Annotated in this window: 18 protein-coding genes; all 18 read left to right on the top strand. The window is 42.6% G+C overall.

Annotated features, from left to right (window positions below):
• Positions 1 to 10: 10 nt before the first annotated feature.
• The 18 genes from fsa to glyA all read left to right on the top strand — a co-directional run bounded on the left by fsa (position 11) and on the right by glyA (position 16,478).
• The gene (gene fsa / locus LM917_RS12865; RefSeq protein ID WP_232697923.1) at positions 11 to 655 is read left to right on the top strand and encodes a fructose-6-phosphate aldolase; all 645 of its coding nucleotides are present in this window, start codon (positions 11 to 13) and stop codon (positions 653 to 655) included.
• A 158-nt stretch (positions 656 to 813) separates the two neighbouring features.
• Positions 814 to 2,082, top strand: coding sequence for a UDP-N-acetylglucosamine 1-carboxyvinyltransferase (gene murA, locus LM917_RS12860; RefSeq protein ID WP_232697922.1), 1,269 nt, complete (start codon positions 814 to 816; stop codon positions 2,080 to 2,082).
• An 18-nt stretch (positions 2,083 to 2,100) separates the two neighbouring features.
• A complete protein-coding gene (glpX, locus tag LM917_RS12855; protein WP_232697921.1) occupies positions 2,101 to 3,063 on the top strand; it encodes a class II fructose-bisphosphatase in 963 nt (320 codons plus the stop codon).
• A 59-nt stretch (positions 3,064 to 3,122) separates the two neighbouring features.
• Complete coding sequence (gene rho / locus LM917_RS12850; RefSeq protein WP_232697920.1) at positions 3,123 to 4,412, top strand: transcription termination factor Rho; 1,290 nt, start codon at positions 3,123 to 3,125, stop codon at positions 4,410 to 4,412.
• Between the two features lie 63 nt (positions 4,413 to 4,475).
• On the top strand, positions 4,476 to 5,384 hold the full coding sequence (locus tag LM917_RS12845; RefSeq protein WP_232697919.1) for a M23 family metallopeptidase: 909 nt from the start codon (positions 4,476 to 4,478) through the stop codon (positions 5,382 to 5,384).
• A 72-nt stretch (positions 5,385 to 5,456) separates the two neighbouring features.
• Positions 5,457 to 6,722 carry a radical SAM family protein gene (locus tag LM917_RS12840; protein ID WP_232697918.1) on the top strand — a complete coding sequence of 422 codons (1,266 nt, stop codon included), beginning with the start codon at positions 5,457 to 5,459 and terminating at the stop codon, positions 6,720 to 6,722.
• Between the two features lie 120 nt (positions 6,723 to 6,842).
• Positions 6,843 to 7,043: a 50S ribosomal protein L31 gene (gene rpmE, locus LM917_RS12835; protein WP_232697917.1), complete on the top strand. Its 201-nt coding sequence runs from the start codon at positions 6,843 to 6,845 to the stop codon at positions 7,041 to 7,043.
• A gap of 264 nt (positions 7,044 to 7,307) precedes the next feature.
• A complete protein-coding gene (locus LM917_RS12830; RefSeq protein ID WP_232697916.1) occupies positions 7,308 to 7,919 on the top strand; it encodes a thymidine kinase in 612 nt (203 codons plus the stop codon).
• A gap of 100 nt (positions 7,920 to 8,019) precedes the next feature.
• Positions 8,020 to 8,487, top strand: coding sequence for a YhcN/YlaJ family sporulation lipoprotein (locus LM917_RS12825; protein ID WP_232697915.1), 468 nt, complete (start codon positions 8,020 to 8,022; stop codon positions 8,485 to 8,487).
• A 118-nt stretch (positions 8,488 to 8,605) separates the two neighbouring features.
• Entirely contained in the window at positions 8,606 to 9,679 is a 1,074-nt protein-coding gene (prfA, locus tag LM917_RS12820) for a peptide chain release factor 1 (protein ID WP_232697914.1), read from the top strand.
• Positions 9,666 to 10,568, top strand: a complete 903-nt coding sequence (prmC, locus tag LM917_RS12815; protein ID WP_232697913.1) for a peptide chain release factor N(5)-glutamine methyltransferase — start codon at positions 9,666 to 9,668, stop codon at positions 10,566 to 10,568. Before prfA ends, prmC begins: the two co-directional genes overlap by 14 nt.
• 112 nt (positions 10,569 to 10,680) lie before the next feature.
• Positions 10,681 to 11,457: a stage II sporulation protein R gene (spoIIR, locus tag LM917_RS12810; protein WP_232697912.1), complete on the top strand. Its 777-nt coding sequence runs from the start codon at positions 10,681 to 10,683 to the stop codon at positions 11,455 to 11,457.
• Positions 11,458 to 11,653: 196 nt separating this feature from the next.
• Complete coding sequence (locus tag LM917_RS12805) at positions 11,654 to 12,715, top strand: L-threonylcarbamoyladenylate synthase (protein ID WP_232697962.1); 1,062 nt, start codon at positions 11,654 to 11,656, stop codon at positions 12,713 to 12,715.
• 118 nt (positions 12,716 to 12,833) lie between these two features.
• The gene (locus LM917_RS12800; protein ID WP_232697911.1) at positions 12,834 to 13,394 is read left to right on the top strand and encodes a manganese efflux pump MntP; all 561 of its coding nucleotides are present in this window, start codon (positions 12,834 to 12,836) and stop codon (positions 13,392 to 13,394) included.
• Between the two features lie 30 nt (positions 13,395 to 13,424).
• Positions 13,425 to 13,868 carry a low molecular weight protein arginine phosphatase gene (locus LM917_RS12795; protein WP_232697910.1) on the top strand — a complete coding sequence of 148 codons (444 nt, stop codon included), beginning with the start codon at positions 13,425 to 13,427 and terminating at the stop codon, positions 13,866 to 13,868.
• Positions 13,869 to 14,096: 228 nt separating this feature from the next.
• Positions 14,097 to 14,537 (top strand): ribose 5-phosphate isomerase B, encoded by a 441-nt coding sequence (rpiB, locus tag LM917_RS12790; protein WP_232697909.1) that lies wholly within the window; start codon positions 14,097 to 14,099, stop codon positions 14,535 to 14,537.
• A 22-nt stretch (positions 14,538 to 14,559) separates the two neighbouring features.
• Complete coding sequence (locus LM917_RS12785; RefSeq protein ID WP_373688788.1) at positions 14,560 to 15,120, top strand: TIGR01440 family protein; 561 nt, start codon at positions 14,560 to 14,562, stop codon at positions 15,118 to 15,120.
• A 107-nt stretch (positions 15,121 to 15,227) separates the two neighbouring features.
• Positions 15,228 to 16,478, top strand: coding sequence for a serine hydroxymethyltransferase (gene glyA, locus LM917_RS12780; RefSeq protein WP_232697908.1), 1,251 nt, complete (start codon positions 15,228 to 15,230; stop codon positions 16,476 to 16,478).
• Positions 16,479 to 16,530 lie beyond the last annotated feature (52 nt).

Raw genomic sequence — 16,530 nt, 5'->3', positions numbered from 1 at the left:
GAGGGTAACCATGCGTTTCTTCATAGACACAGCTAACGTAGACGAAATCAGAGAAATCCACGAATGGGGAGTAGTTGCAGGAGTAACAACTAATCCTTCACTCGTAGCAAAGGAAGGCAGAGATTTCGTTGAAACGTTAAAAGAAATCTTAGATATTGTGGATGGTCCTATCAGTGCAGAAGTTATTAGTCTGGACGCAAAAGGTATGATTGAAGAAGGGGAAAAGCTAGCTGCTTTGTCCAAGAATATCGTAATTAAGGTTCCGATGACTGAAGAAGGTTTAAAAGCAACGAAAGCTTTCTCTAAACGTAAGATTAAAACAAATGTAACTCTCGTGTTTAGTGCTACCCAAGCATTAATGGCAGCACGTGCTGGTGCTACTTATGTATCACCATTCTTAGGCAGACTTGATGATATCGGTTCTGATGGAATGCAACTTATCTCTGATATAGCTGAGATTTTTACTGTTCATGATATCGATACAGAAATCATTGCAGCTAGTGTGCGTCACCCAATCCATGTAATTGACGCTGCTAAGCTTGGTGCTCATATAGCTACCATTCCACATAAAGTATTTAAACAACTTCTGAAGCATCCTTTGACGACAAGCGGAATTGAAAAATTCTTAGCTGACTGGGAAGCTATGCAAAAGTAATAAAAAATACAAGATAGCACCTTTTCCCGTGGAGAAGGTGCTTCTTTTCAATTATAAAATTTTGTCAACAAAGTTAAACATATTATCGACTAGACTATCAGTAATAGAGGGTATATTCTGAATAAGTGCAAGAAACATGACTTGAGGAGATCGAATCAATGGAAAAGTTGCTGATACAAGGTGGAACACCCCTGCAGGGAAGAGTAGGAATAAGTGGTGCTAAGAATAGTGCTGTTGCTCTAATACCTGCTGCTATTCTTGCGGATGGTCCGGTAGTAATCGAAAACCTTCCGCATATTCAGGATGTCGAGATCTATGTGAACTTACTTAAGGATATGGGTGCAAGTGTGTTGTTTGAAGATGATTGGATGGAGATTGATGCTAGACCCATTCACAAAACATTCATGCCCAATGGGAAAGTAAAAAAACTGAGAGCCTCCTATTATTTATGGGGAGCTTTACTAGGTAAGTTCGGTGAAGCGCAGATTGGTTTACCAGGTGGTTGCGATTTGGGTCCTCGGCCGGTTGATTTGCATATAAAAGGCTTTGAAGCATTGGGTGCCACGGTTGAAAATTGCAAAGGTGTTATGATTGTACGCGCAAAAAAATTACGTGGAGCAAGAATCTATCTGGACTTGGTTAGTGTAGGAGCTACCATAAATATTATGTTAGCTGCGGTTCGAGCTGAAGGGATCACTACCATTGAAAATGCAGCGAGAGAGCCTGAAATAGTCGATGTAGCTACCCTATTAAATAATATGGGAGCGAGGATTTCGGGAGCAGGTACGGATGTCATTCGTATTCAAGGAGTAGACATTTTGCGTGGATGCCGTCATACTATCATACCTGACAGGATAGAAGCAGGTACGTATATGATTGCAGCTGCTGCAACTGGTGGAGATGTGGTAGTAGAGAACGTAATTGCTAAACATATGGAACCTGTTTCAGCCAAGTTACGTGAACTAGGTGTGGAAATTATCGAAGGTGATGACGCGATTCGTATAATTGGCAAGAAGGAGTATAAGGCTGTTGATGTGAAGACGAGTCCATATCCAGGATTCCCTACAGATTTGCAACAACCAATGACAACATTACTCACACTTGCTGAAGGTACGAGTATTGTTACCGATAATATATATAGTTCTAGATTTCGCCATTCCGATGAATTGCGTCGAATGGGTGCTGCAATTAAAATCGAAGGGCGTTCAGCGGTTGTAGAGGGAGTCACTCCGCTTACGGGTGCCAAGGCGATGGCATCTGATCTACGTGCTGGTGCAGCTTTGGTTATAGCAGGTTTGATTGCTAAAGGAAATACAGAAGTAGAAGGACTGGAACATATCGATAGAGGATATGAAAATCTGGTTCAAAAGTTATCTAATTTAGGCGCCAAGGTAGAACGAGTTACTTTGGGAGAAGCCGAACAATAATGAGGGGGAAGAATCAAGATGGAGCGTAGTTTATCGCTTGAATTGGTTCGTGTCACAGAAGGAGCTGCTCTTGCTTCTGCAAGATGGATGGGGCTTGGCAAAAAGGATGAAGCGGATGGTGCAGCAACATCAGCCATGCGTGCAGAATTCGAAAACGTTCCTATGGATGGTGTAGTCGTAATTGGAGAAGGAGAAATGGATGAGGCACCAATGCTATATATTGGTGAGAAATTGGGGCAAGGCATACCACCTTTTGTCGATGTAGCAGTTGATCCATTGGAAGGTACGAACATTGTAGCAAAAGGAACATGGAATGCCATTTCTGTTATCGCCATTGCAGATAGAGGTAACCTGTTGCATGCACCTGACATGTACATGGACAAGATTGCAGTAGGACCAAAAGCAGTAGGAAAGGTAGACATCGATGCTCCTATCATTGATAATTTAAAAGCAGTAGCTCAGGCAAATGGAAAAGATATGAGTGATCTGGTTGCTATTGTCCTTGATCGTGATCGTCATACTCGAGTCATTGAAGAGATCAGAGAGGCTGGAGCAAGAATCAAGCTAATCCCTGATGGAGATGTGGCGGCAGCCATCAATACGGCTTTTCCTGATACAGGTGTTGATATTTTATTTGGTTCTGGCGGTGCACCAGAGGGTGTGCTGGCAGCTGTTGCACTTAAGTGTCTTGGTGGGGAAATAATAGGTAGATTACTTCCGCAAAGCGAAGAAGAGTTACAGCGTTGTATGAAGATGGGTCTAACTAATCCAAATCAGGTACTTCGCATGGAAGATTTAGTGCGAGGAGACGATGCTATTTTTGCGGCAACTGGCGTTACAGATGGTGAATTGCTGCGCGGAGTCAGATTCCAGGGCACGATGGCTACCACTCATTCTGTGGTAATGCGGGCGAAGACTGGAACGGTGCGCTTTATCGAGGGAACCCATCGTTTAGAAAAGAAACCTCTCCTACTATTATAGGATAGGGAAATCATGGGATATAATAAAAGTAGAATGTGTAAAGAGTGGTGGAATAATACGTGATTTTAAGCGAATTAGAAGAGAAGAAATTAACGGATTTGTATAAGCTGGCGAAGGAATTCCAAATCCCTTATTACTCTCAATTGAAAAAGAAAGAACTCATTTTCTCGATACTGCGAGCGCAGGCAAAACGAGAAGGACTTATGTTTATGGAGGGCGTACTGGAAACCTTACCGGAAGGGTTCGGTTTCCTACGTCCGATTAATTACCTGCCTAGCGCTGAGGATATTTACATCTCTCAATCCCAGATTCGCCGCTTTGATTTGCGTAACGGTGACTTGGTTTCAGGTAAGGCAAGGGCACCTAAAGAAACGGAACGATATTTCGGGTTATTGCAAGTAGAGGCAGTGAATGGACAAGATCCAGAAATTGCTTCTGAGCGTCTACATTTCCCCGCTTTAACACCGCTTTATCCGCAAGAAAAACTAACGTTGGAAACATCACCATCCAAATTGTCGGTTCGTCTGATGGACATGCTCGCTCCCGTAGGTTTGGGGCAGCGTGGTTTGATTGTTGCTCCTCCAAAAGCCGGAAAAACCATGTTGTTAAAGGAAATTGCTAATAGTATTTCAGAGAATCGTCCTGATATCGATTTATTTGTTCTTCTTATCGATGAACGTCCTGAGGAAGTAACGGATATGCAACGTTCTGTAAAAGGGGAAGTAATAGCTTCCACATTTGATGAACTACCGGAAAATCATATTAAGGTTGCGGAACTGGTACTAGAGAGAGCAAAACGTTTGGTTGAACATAAACGAGATGTAGTCATCTTGATGGATTCCATTACGCGTTTGGCTCGTGCATATAACCTAGTCATTCCGCCTAGTGGACGCACACTATCAGGGGGTATTGATCCTGCTGCTTTCCACCGACCAAAACGATTCTTTGGTTCAGCGAGAAATGTGGAAGAGGGCGGTAGCTTGACCATTTTAGCTACAGCGCTTGTTGAAACGGGATCTCGCATGGATGATGTGATTTATGAAGAGTTCAAAGGTACAGGTAACATGGAACTGCACCTGGATCGTAAATTGTCTGAACGACGTATTTTCCCTGCTATTGATATCAGAAGATCTGGTACTCGTCGCGAGGAAATGCTTCTGTCTAAAGAAGAGTTGGATAAATTGTGGTTAATTCGTAAAAATATGAACGAAAGCTACGATTATGTAGAAATGTTCCTGAAGAAATTGGCAGATACGAAAACAAATGAAGAATTTTTGCAAAGCCTTGAAAGTATTAGTCCTTCTAAACCAAAAGGTAGCAAAAATTATACATCAACGACGGTGGGATAACCCACCGTCATTTTTTTTGGACAATAGCATATAATCTAAAGTCGAGAGGGGGAGGGAAGAGGGATGGATGCTAATCACCCTACGCTGATTAATGAGTGGGATAATAAAGAAGAAGCAAAACAAGCAGTTGTCGAGCAAGCTTTATTTGAAGTATTTAACCCGTTTTCTTCGTTAGAGAAGAATGAACAACTAGCGAAAAAACATCGCAGTATCGCCTCCTATACCGTACAAAAAGGGGATACACTTTCTACTATTTCAGATCAATATGGGGTTAGTCTGAAAGAGATCGTCCAAGATAATCAGATTCAAAATCCGAACATGGTAGGTATTGGGTTGAAGCTAGTAATTAATCGGAAAGAGATAACGCATTCCGTGGAGCAAGGGGAAACTATTGAAAGCATTGCGAAGAGATATAACCTGACTGCTGAGGAAATTATAAATAAAAATCCTTTATTGCAAGTGATGCCAGATTGTTTATATAACGGACAATTACTAGTGATTCCTGTAGAAGCATCTCCTGCAGCGCTACCTGGTAATGTTGAGATGCGCAGACAGATGACGCAGCTAGCTAGTAGAAATAGTTCTGCTAGACAGGCGATGAGCTGGCCTGTCGATTCAGCAACGGTCACGAGCGAATTCGGTTCAAGATGGGGGAATTTGCATAAAGGACTGGATATGTGGAATGAAAGCAGGGGAAATACACCTATAATGGCAGCACAGCACGGGGTTGTAGTCGAAGCAGGAGCTAAGCGAAGCGGCTATGGAAAAATGGTGGTTCTCGATCACGGTGGAGGCTTACAAACTTTTTATGCCCATATGCGTAAAATCACAGTGAGTGAGGGGCAGGAGATTGAACAAGGAGAAATGCTTGGGTTTATGGGGAAAACGGGGGATTCCACAGATTATCATTTGCATTTTGAGGTAAGACTGAATGATAATCCGATTAATCCGCTGCGATATCTAAGAAGATAGTCCTCGCATTTACAACGCTCTCGAGGTGCGCTACAATGATCTGCAGCAGAATAGAGAGGCGGAATGCATGAGATGTATCTAGTTTATGCAGATAAAAAAGGACAGGTTTATGATCATTCAGATGTTCTAGCGATTGCTAGAAACGGTGACATTTTAACCGAGATTCTGGAAGAAGAACTGATTCCACTGCCTGATGGTTCTACGCTAGTGAGCTTGCCAGATACGGTTCCTGTCGGAATGGACCCTGAAACGGGCGGTATGATTAAATTAGATGGCTACACAGCTGTAGGTGCTTTGATTCCACAAGGTTTTACACGCCTGTTGTTGCCTGGATATATTAAAACAAACAAAGATTGCAAGCTTCCGCTTTTTGGCTACACAGCAGTAGTCTGGAAGGATGATGCATTCTGGGTAGCTGCACGTAAAAGTGATGAACCACACAACTGGAATCCACTCAATTTTCCGATGGACGAGCTGCGTGGGCTTGTAGATCAAACAGTTAAGAAGTTTCCTGAAAATCGTATTTACCAGCATTTGTCGCACTGTGCATTGGAATACGAGTGCTTAACGGCTTCCAACAACTTTTTCCATCGGTGGGAAGGAAGTCTGCCTGTATCTTATACCTGTAATGCAGGCTGTTACGGGTGTATTTCCGAGCAGCCGGAAGAGAGTGGCTTCATTGCTCCCCAAACCCGAATGAATTTTAAGCCAACAGTTGATGAGCTGGTAGAAGTAATGATGCATCATTTAGAGAAACCAGATAGCATTATTAGCTTCGGGCAAGGATGTGAAGGGGAACCTTCCACAATGGCATCTATTATTATTCCTGCAATGAAACGCGTACGTGAACAAACCGATATGGGATATATTAATATCAACACGAATGCAGGTTTGACTGATCATAGTAAGGGAATTGTAGATGCAGGACTTGATCTGATGCGGATTAGTACTATCAGCGCAATCGACGAGCATTACAATGCTTACTACCGCCCGAGAGCTTATACACTGGAGAACGTAGCTCGTTCAGCCGAATACGCATCGAGCCAGGGTGTGTATACGTCCATTAACTACCTCTGCTTCCCGGGAGTGTTCGACCGAGAAGAAGAGATGGAAGCGATGATTAATTTTATCAAGCGGACAGGCATTAAATTGATTCAAATGCGTAATTTAAACATTGATCCGGAAAGCTACCTATCCATGATTCCAAAAGCACAAGGTGAGATTTTTGGAATGAAGCAAGCGATAGAGATTTATCAGCAGGAGCTTCCAGATGTCATCATTGGTTCCTTTACACATGTACCACCAGAACAGTTCCGTCGCAAAAAAATGCGAGGCTAATCTCTTTGTTGGGAATAACAGTAAGGTGGTTGCAATCAAAAGGGAGACATGTTACTATTCGTTTATGTGTTTATATACTCTGATTCGGCAAACGATTCAGGGCGGAAAGAGGTGTACGAGATGAAACAAGGTATTCATCCTAACTACAAAGCGGTTAAAGTAACTTGCGCTTGCGGTAACGAGTTCGATTCTGGTTCTGTTAAAGATCAACTTCGTGTAGAGGTTTGCTCCGCTTGCCATCCTTTCTTCACTGGTAAACAGAAGTTTATTGACGCTGGTGGCCGTGTAGATCGTTTCAAACGTAAATACAATCTGTCCTAATTACAGGGCGATACCAAGACCAGGCTGGATTCATTTCGGCCTGGTTTTGTTATGTTTAGGGTTTCTAAAGGGAGGCTCGTGCAGAGAGAGAAGGCGATTTCACAGTTTAAAGCGGTTCGCTTTTTGGCTGTCACAGATAAGAATAAATAGGCAATAAAAATGATTTTTTCTTCATGGAAGTCGTTTCGGGAACATGTTATGATGGTACAGGTATAAAGGGCGGGAGCAAAAAATAAGCAGATTGACGACAAGGGAGAGTGCGGAGTGGCTCAGTTATATTTTCGTTACGGTGCAATGAACGCATCCAAATCAATTCAACTGCTCACCGTAGCACACAACTATGAGCAGTCAGGAAAAAAGGTAATGGTATTCACACCAGCCATCGATGATCGATATGGTGCTGGACGAGTAGCATCACGTGTAGGGATAGCTAGAGATGCATTTCCTATAAAGTGCGATACCAATCTATTACATGTAGTGAAACGGGAAGAATGTAAACCTCACTGTGTACTTGTGGATGAGGGGCAATTCCTGAACCCTGCTCATGTGAAGCAGTTGGCACAAATCGTAGATGAGCTTCATATTCCTGTAATTGTGTACGGGCTGTTGAAGAATTTCAAGAATGAGTTATTTGAAGGAAGCAATGCTTTATTATGTGAAGCTGACAAGATAGAAGAGATTAAAACGGTTTGCGTATTCTGTAATAAGAAAGCAACCCACATCTTAAAATTCCAGCAGGGTCAACCAGTCTACGCTGGAGAGACGATTCAGATTGGCGGAGAAGAAACATACAGCAGTGTATGTCGTCGTCATTATTACAATCCCCCGGGCATTCCGCAGTCCTTACTTGCAGAATGCGAATGTAGTCATAACTAAGCCAAGTAAGTGATTTGAAAGATAGAAGATAAGTCACCGCTTTTTTGCATGGGTGTAGGTGCTAGAGCACACACTAGGGCAAAAGGAGGTGGCTTTTTTTATGGATAAGCCAATAAAAGTGGAAAAGATCTGGAAGTTGGTCGGTTTAGCTATGTGTGGGATTGCTCTTGTAACAGGTTGTTCGTCACCAACACAAGAAAAGAATCAAACAACACAAATGTATCAGCCTGGTGTACAAGGACAGGCACCTATTCAGCAGAGCGAAGGGGAGAATGCACATAGTTCGAACGTCCCGAACAGCCCTGCTAAACAGCTTCCACAGGATAAAGGAACACTTGCAGCTCATGAACTTCACCGTATGAAAGTTGCGGCAAAACGAGTGAAGGGTGTGGAAAATGTCAAAGTGACGATGAAAGGGAATGAGATTTTCGTTACTCTGGATGTGAAGCAACAGTTAACGGCTGGAGAAGCGAGACGAATTGAAAAAGAGGTTACAGCGGCAATAAAAAAAGCAAGCAAGGATAATTACCAGTTTCACATTACCTCCTATAATGGATTTCGTCCCTAATCATACGTAGCATGTGTAGATAACATAGTTTCCCTTTTGACTTTTTGCGCAGCTTCCACTATAATTTTCATGTTATCATGCATATTTATGGGATATTGGGAAATTGGGGTGAGAAACTGTGTTTAAACGCTTATCTGCTGTTGAAGAGCGTTACGAGGAAGTAACCAATCTATTGTGTGACCCCGACGTAATTAGTGATACTAAAAAGCTGCGTGAACTTTCCAAGGAACAATCTTCCCTGGAGGAAACGGTCACAACGTATCGTGCATATAAATCGGTTTTGGAGCAGTTTAATGATGCCAAAGCCATGTTTGATGAAAAATTGGATGATGAAATGCGTGAAATGGTCAAAATGGAGATTTCTGATTTGACCAAAACAAAGGAAGAGCTGGAAGAACGTCTGAAAATCTTGCTACTGCCAAAAGATCCGAATGATGACAAAAACGTTATCGTCGAGATTCGTGGAGCAGCTGGTGGAGACGAAGCAGCTTTGTTTGCTGCTGACTTGTATCGGATGTACACGCGCTTTGCAGAACGTCATGGTTTTAAGGTTGAGGTAATGGAAGCGAATGAAACAGATATTGGTGGTTTCAAAGAGATCGTCTTTGCTGTAAATGGTCAAGGTGCTTACAGCAAGCTGAAATTTGAGAGCGGTGCGCATCGCGTGCAACGTATTCCATCGACTGAATCTGGTGGACGTATCCATACTTCTACATCAACAGTACTGGTACTGCCAGAAGTTGAAGATGTGGAAGTAGAAATTAACGAAAAAGATATTCGTATTGATACCTTCTGCTCCAGCGGTGCTGGTGGACAGTCTGTTAATACAACCAAATCAGCGGTTCGTGTTACTCACATACCGACTGGAATCATGGTATCCTGTCAGGATGAAAAATCTCAGCATTCCAACAAGGATAAGGCTTTAAAAGTCTTGCGTGCTCGCTTGTATGATTTTTATATGCAACAAGCAAATGCTGAAATTGATGCCAATCGTAAATCGCTTGTAGGTACTGGAGATCGAAGTGAACGTATTCGTACGTATAACTTCCCGCAAAGCCGAGTAACAGATCACCGTATTGGTTTGACTCTGCATCGCTTGGAGACTATCCTGGATGGCGATATGAATGAAATTATTGATAACCTAATTATGTATGAGCAAACGGAGTTAATGAAAAACGATGCCAGCGCATAATGAGCATACAACCGTTACGATAAGAGAAGCCCTGGTCTGGGCTTCTTCCTTTTTGCGAGAAGCGGATACGAAGGACCCGCGATTTGAAGCTGAGCTATTAATTCGATCAGTCATAGGTATGAACCGATCTCAGTTTCTTTCTTCCCTTCCTGACCCAGTGAGCGAATCAGACATGGAGCAGATCAGGCAATTATGTGAGAGACGGGCTACGAACGAACCGATTCAATACATTTTGCAGGAGCAAAACTTTTATGGTCGAGATTTTTATGTAGCACCAGGTGTGCTAATTCCGCGACCAGAGACAGAGCTGTTAATTGAACAGGTACTCTTGCATGCGGAGTGTATCTGGGGTAAGGATGCAAAGCTTTCTGTTGTGGATTTTGGTACAGGAAGTGGAGCAATTTCTCTTACTCTAGCGGCTGAAAAACCTTACTGGCATATAAAGACCGTCGATATCTCCTTGGATGCAATTGAGATAGCAAGAAAAAATGCAGATCAGCTTGGTGTGAGTGAGCGTGTGGAATTTTTGCACGGTGATCTGGTAGAACCGATGCTTGATAGGAATGAAAGAGTTAACATTGTTGTCTCTAATCCACCGTATATTCCCTCTCAGGATGTAGAGGAACTGGATGACGAGGTACGCGTTTATGAACCTCGCCTTGCTCTGGATGGTGGAGAGGACGGATACATTTTTTATCGTCGAATTTGTGAGGCTCTCCCGAAATTGCTCTCATCGCAAAAATGTCTGGTAGCTTTCGAAGTAGGCATACACCAGGCAGTGGAAGTCGCTTCCCTGCTAAAACTATCGGGTGTGATCGAAAATGTGGAGATTTATCCCGATCTAGCAGGAATTGACCGCATTGTTGTAGGGTATTGGCTAAACAATTAAAAATATTTTAGAGAACCGGGTTTATTGACATGCTTCCCTGACCATACTGAGTACCAGATAGGAGAGGTAATCTCCACTAGAAAAAGTAGGTCTTGAGGGGAGTTTGATTGCAATGAAACGGTTCTTTTTTGTTCTATTCGGTCTAATGATAGCGATGATGAGTTGGGAACATCAACTCACGGAAGCTAATGTGGTGAATAAGGGACTCATTCCTCGGGAATCCATTCGCCTGAGAATCATAGCAAATAGTGATTCCATGCAGGATCAGTGGCTTAAGCAACAGGTAAGAGATGCCATTATTGCTGAAATGAACGAATGGGCAACCACCCAAACAACATTGGATCAAGCTCGTCAGATGGTCAAGGATCGCCTTCCTGATCTACAAAAGGTAGTGGACGGCACCATTAAAAAGCACGGATTTATTTATTCTGCGGACGTATTTGTTGGTAAAGTTGATTTTCCTACCAAACAATATGGTGCGTATGTGTATCCAGCAGGCGAGTATGAGGCCCTACGAATTCGTATTGGCAAGGCTGAAGGACAAAATTGGTGGTGTGTTCTCTTCCCGCCTCTCTGTTTTGTCGACATGTCAAATGGAGATGCTATCGTGAAAAACACGGGGTCTGTGGATAACTTTGATACAAATGTGGATAATGAATTAACAGAATCGATTAACAATGAAACCCTTCAATCTGAGTCTGTGAAAAGTGTGGAAGAAGCATCTGAACAGGTTACCCTTATAGAGGAAGAAGCCGACATGGATAGTAGTGAGGATAAATCCTCAGACAACGCATCAGATGTGGAATTATCAGAATCTCAGGAAGTTTCTAATGCTCCAAAAGTGGAGATTCGCTCTTACTTTTGGGATACAATTAGCGCTTGGTTTTAAGCAGTTATTACATCGCTCCCCCTATAAGTCCATTCCTCATAGAATGGGCTATTTTTGTGTAAACAATCAGTAAATTTAGTTGATTTATCCACAGGTTATTCACAACCTGTTGAAAACTTTTTTGTAACAACTTATACTAGGTAAACAAAACGAGCATGAATATCGAAAGGAAAGGATTTATGGGATGGAACCGATAATACAAACAAAAGTTTGGGTTGTGGATAAAAATGTGGAAGAGAATAAAAGTTGTTCACAGCTTGTGGATGCGGCATCGCTCATTCGTTCAGGAGAGGTAGTGGCCTTCCCGACAGAAACCGTATATGGATTGGGAGCCAATGCGCTTTCAGATACAGCCGTAGAAAAAATCTTTAAGGCGAAGGGAAGACCTAGTGATAACCCACTGATCGTCCATATTGGAGAAGCTTCCCAGCTTGACGATATTGTTTCAGATGTTCCCCCTAAAGCCAAACAATTAATCGACGCATTTTGGCCGGGACCACTTACGATGTTTTTACCGAAAAAAGCAGGAATTGCTGCAAGGGTGACAGCTGGATTGTCAACAGTTGGTGTGCGTATGCCAGATCATCCGATTGCGTTAGCCCTGATTAAAGAAGCTGGTGTTCCGATTGCAGCACCCAGCGCTAACCGTTCTGGTCGTCCAAGTCCAACAACCAGAGAGCATGTCCAGCTTGATTTGGATGGGAGAATCGCGGGAATTGTAGATGGAGGCAGTACAGGTGTAGGGGTGGAATCGACAACGATTGACATGACGACCGAACCTCCTATGATTCATCGCCCAGGCGGAATCACATATGAACAAATTCGGGAAGTAATCGGAGATGTGGCAATTGATCCCGCCTTTTTGGGAGAGAAAGAACAACAACCGATTTCACCTGGTATGAAATATAAGCATTATGCCCCTGAAGGAGAGCTGTGGCTAGTAGAGGGGAAACAGGCTCAGGAAAAAATGCAAAGCCTTTTGCAGGAAGCGAAGCAAAAAGGTCTTACCACGGGAGTTATGGTTCCAATTGAACAAGTAGATGCATGGAAAGATAGCGCGTTAGTTGATCTGATAGTGCCTTGTGGTTCTATTTATTCCCTAGAAGACGTGGCACATGATTTGTATACAGCGTTACGCCGTTTTGATGAGAGTGGTGTTCAGTTCATTTTGGCTGAGACCTTTCCTCGTAAAGGATTAGGTATGGCTATTATGAATCGCCTGGAAAAAGCTGCATCACATCGAATAATAAGCACGTAATGAATCGTACCAGATAGGATATCTTTACACGTTTTTGGGGTAACGTAAGTAACCTAACTGATAACATGAATCTTTACCCTCTTGTCCGCATATGGTGAAAAGGACAGGGGGGACGTTTGTGGAGGGGGCACTTTATCTCTTTGGACAGGTAGTGACGCTACTACTTATTGCGCTTGCGCTCGGTATGGATGCCTTTTCTCTTGGAATTGGTATCGGAATGGGCGGGATTCGTCTACGTAGAATCATAGCGATTAGCACATTAATAGGTGTTTTTCATATCATAATGCCATTAACAGGAATCGTTATTGGGATATATTTGTCCGATATGGTTGGAGATATCGCCGTTCTTATTGGTGGGGGGATTCTGGTTATACTTGGCGTCCATATGTTATGGAGTGCATTTTTTGGAGAGACTGAAACAAGCTTGATTAATACAACAGGCCTAGGAATATTGCTAATTTCCTTTAGCGTTAGTTTAGATGCACTGTCCGTTGGATTTTCTTTGGGGCTGATGGCAGTTAATAAGTGGTTGGCGGTTTCTTTGTTTGGTGTAATTGGTGGATTGATGGCAGGATCTGGCTTATTGCTGGGAAGAAGTGTAGGTAGCTGGTTAGGTAATTATAGTGGAATATTTGGTGGTGTCATTTTGCTTATTTTTGGCTTACAATTTATTTTGTAGCTAGATTCACGGATAAGGAGGCGAAAAGAGATGCGCATTTTATTCGTCTGTACAGGGAATACATGTAGAAGCCCGATGGCAGAAGCCATATTCAGAGAAAAAACAAAAGATATGGACCTTATGATTTCATCAGCGGGAGTAGCAGTGTTTGAAGGGCAGCAGGCTTCTCTTCATGCACAGCAAGTCTTGGAGGAAAAAGGAATAAACTATCAGCATACGGCAACGCAGCTTAAGGAAGAAGGCGTAAAGGAAGCTGATTTAATTATAACGATGACACAAGGTCATAAGGCCACAATTTTGGCCCATTTTCCAGAGATAAGAGAGAAAATCTTTTCACTCAAGGAATATGCATACGGTACAACGGATGATATTTCTGATCCGTTTGGTGGCTCGTTAGACATATATCGGATGACAGCAGAAGAAATGGAAAAAGATCTACATGTTGTGATGGGAAAAATAAAAGAACAAAAATGACACACAATAATAGATGATGCTCCTAAGTTAAGAAGCGTCTCAACCCTTGTCTCTACAGGGTGAAACGTTTCTTTTGACTATGGTAAAACACGAACAATTAAAGGCTATATATCCATTAATGTATGCTTTTTGCTATTTAAAATGTACAAAAAAGCAGACAGGAATCTATTATTTTTTGTAGAATGATGTATAATACAAAATAAGATTACAAAAGTGAGGGGTTCCTACATGAAAGTAGCAATTGCATCTGATCACGGTGGAGTAAATTTAAAAGAAGAGATAAAAAAATTATTAACTTCGATGGAAATTACTTTTGAAGATTTCGGTTGCGAATGTGGCACCTCAGTTGATTATCCTGACTACGCCCTGCCTGTTGCACAAAAGGTTGTTGCGGGAGAGTTTGACCGTGGTATTCTAATTTGTGGAACTGGTATTGGTATGTCGATTGCAGCTAATAAAGTAAAAGGTATTCGCTGTGCATTAGTTCATGATGTGTTTTCTGCTAAGGCAACACGTGAACATAATGATACAAACATGCTTGCAATGGGTGAGCGTGTAATTGGACCAGGCCTGGCTCAAGAGATTGTAAAAACATGGCTAACAACAGAGTTTGCTGGTGGCCGTCATACTAATCGTATTGAAAAAATGATGAACATTGAATCCATGTAACCGGGAGTGAAATACGTTGGACATGAAGCTTCTGGAAGAGCAGGCATATCAAGCAGTTTCTGAACTGGCCGAAATTGCAGGGCTTACAAGTGACCAAATCATGGTGATTGGATGTAGCTCCAGTGAAGTAATTGGAGAACATATTGGTAAAGCAGGCAGTACTGATGCTGCTATTGCATTATGGAAGGGAATCAGCAAGGCGCAGGACAAATATGGATTCTCTCTTGCTTTTCAGTGCTGTGAACACTTGAATCGAGCGCTGGTCGTGGAATCGAAGACAGCTGAGTCTCATCGCTTGGAAGAGGTAAGCGTAATTCCCGTACCCCGAGCTGGAGGCTCTATGGCTGCACATGCCTTTACACAGATGAAACATCCGGTTGTGGTAGAAAACATTCTAGCACATGCCGGTCTTGATATTGGCGGTACATTGATTGGTATGCATCTTAAACTAGTAGCTGTACCTGTGCGTTTGCAGGTCAAAAAGCTGGGAGAAGCCCATCTGATTGCCGCCCGCAGTAGACCTAAGTTAATTGGCGGTTCACGTGCTGTATATGAACAAGTGGACCAACAAGCATGCAAGTAGACATCTGTGTTTAGTCAGAAAAATAGATCATAAATCACAGTGAGAGAGAAGACTCTGCTACGGTTGTTATCAATGGATAGTAGAGACCATTAGGGAGGGACAAGGTAATGTTTGACTTTTTAAAAGAAAAAGACCCACAAATCGCCGATGCAATTCGCTTGGAGCTAGGACGTCAGCGCGACAAAATTGAGCTGATCGCTTCTGAAAACTTTGTTAGCCGTGCTGTTATGGAGACAATGGGAACAGTACTAACGAACAAATATGCAGAAGGATATCCTGGACGCCGATACTACGGTGGTTGTGAATATGTTGATATCGCAGAAGATATTGCGAGAGATCGTCTGAAAGAACTGTTTGGTGCTGAGCACGTTAACGTACAACCGCATTCCGGTGCACAAGCTAACATGGCTGTTTATTTCACAATTCTACAGCCAGGTGATACAGTTCTAGGCATGAACCTGTCCCATGGTGGTCATTTAACACATGGTAGCCCTGTTAACTTCTCTGGTACTTTATATAACTTCGTAGATTACGGTGTAGATGAAGAAACTCATTTGATTAACTATGATGATGTTCGTGCAAAAGCATTGGAACACAAACCGAAGCTTATCGTAGCGGGTGCAAGCGCGTATCCTCGTGCTATCGATTTTGCTAGATTCCGTGAAATTGCTGATGAAGTAGGCGCTTATTTCATGGTTGATATGGCTCACATTGCTGGTTTGGTAGCAGCTGGATTACACCAAAACCCTGTACCGTATGCTCATTTTGTTACGTCAACTACACATAAAACTTTGCGTGGACCACGTGGCGGTTTGATTATGTGTACAGAAGAATTTGCAAAAGCGATCGATAAGTCTGTGTTCCCAGGTGTACAAGGTGGACCTCTGATGCATGTGATTGCTGCAAAAGCTGTTTCTTTTGGTGAAGCATTGCAACCAGAATTTAAAGAGTATGCAAAACGCATTATTGATAATGCGAAGGCATTTGGAGAAGCGTTGAAAGCAGAAGGTCTGAATCTGGTATCTAATGGAACAGACAACCACTTGGTACTGGTAGATGTACGTAACCTGAACCTTACTGGTAAAGAAGCAGAACATCTTCTGGATGAAGTAGGTATTACTACGAACAAAAATACAATTCCTTACGATCCGGCTAGCCCATTTGTAACAAGTGGTGTTCGTATGGGTACACCAGCTGTAACAAGCCGTGGTTATGATGAGAGAGCTATGAGAGAAGTAGCAGCAATTATTGCGCTTACTCTAAAAAATCCACAAGACGAAACAAAACATCAAGAAGCTCGTGAACGTGTAGCAGCATTGAATGCGAAGTTCCCGTTGTATGATGGATTGAGTTTGTAAGGAAAAAATGATAGAAAGCAGGCTGCCTGATTGGGTAGTCTGCTTTTTTGAG

The organism is Brevibacillus daliensis (assembly GCF_021245735.1).
GTDB classification, from domain to species: Bacteria; Bacillota; Bacilli; order Brevibacillales; family Brevibacillaceae; genus Brevibacillus_B; species Brevibacillus_B daliensis.
This window is presented reverse-complemented; position numbering and strand designations above follow the sequence as displayed.

Coding starts and splice junctions, on each gene's coding strand:
- glpX (WP_232697921.1), top strand. CDS start 2,101: ATGGAGCGTAGTTTATCGCTTGAATTGGTTCGTGTCACAGAAGGAGCT.
- glyA (WP_232697908.1), top strand. CDS start 15,228: ATGTTTGACTTTTTAAAAGAAAAAGACCCACAAATCGCCGATGCAATT.
- spoIIR (WP_232697912.1), top strand. CDS start 10,681: ATGAAACGGTTCTTTTTTGTTCTATTCGGTCTAATGATAGCGATGATG.
- LM917_RS12795 (WP_232697910.1), top strand. CDS start 13,425: ATGCGCATTTTATTCGTCTGTACAGGGAATACATGTAGAAGCCCGATG.
- prmC (WP_232697913.1), top strand. CDS start 9,666: ATGCCAGCGCATAATGAGCATACAACCGTTACGATAAGAGAAGCCCTG.
- LM917_RS12825 (WP_232697915.1), top strand. CDS start 8,020: ATGGATAAGCCAATAAAAGTGGAAAAGATCTGGAAGTTGGTCGGTTTA.
- rpmE (WP_232697917.1), top strand. CDS start 6,843: ATGAAACAAGGTATTCATCCTAACTACAAAGCGGTTAAAGTAACTTGC.
- LM917_RS12785 (WP_373688788.1), top strand. CDS start 14,560: ATGAAGCTTCTGGAAGAGCAGGCATATCAAGCAGTTTCTGAACTGGCC.
- murA (WP_232697922.1), top strand. CDS start 814: ATGGAAAAGTTGCTGATACAAGGTGGAACACCCCTGCAGGGAAGAGTA.
- LM917_RS12840 (WP_232697918.1), top strand. CDS start 5,457: ATGTATCTAGTTTATGCAGATAAAAAAGGACAGGTTTATGATCATTCA.
- rpiB (WP_232697909.1), top strand. CDS start 14,097: ATGAAAGTAGCAATTGCATCTGATCACGGTGGAGTAAATTTAAAAGAA.
- fsa (WP_232697923.1), top strand. CDS start 11: ATGCGTTTCTTCATAGACACAGCTAACGTAGACGAAATCAGAGAAATC.
- LM917_RS12845 (WP_232697919.1), top strand. CDS start 4,476: ATGGATGCTAATCACCCTACGCTGATTAATGAGTGGGATAATAAAGAA.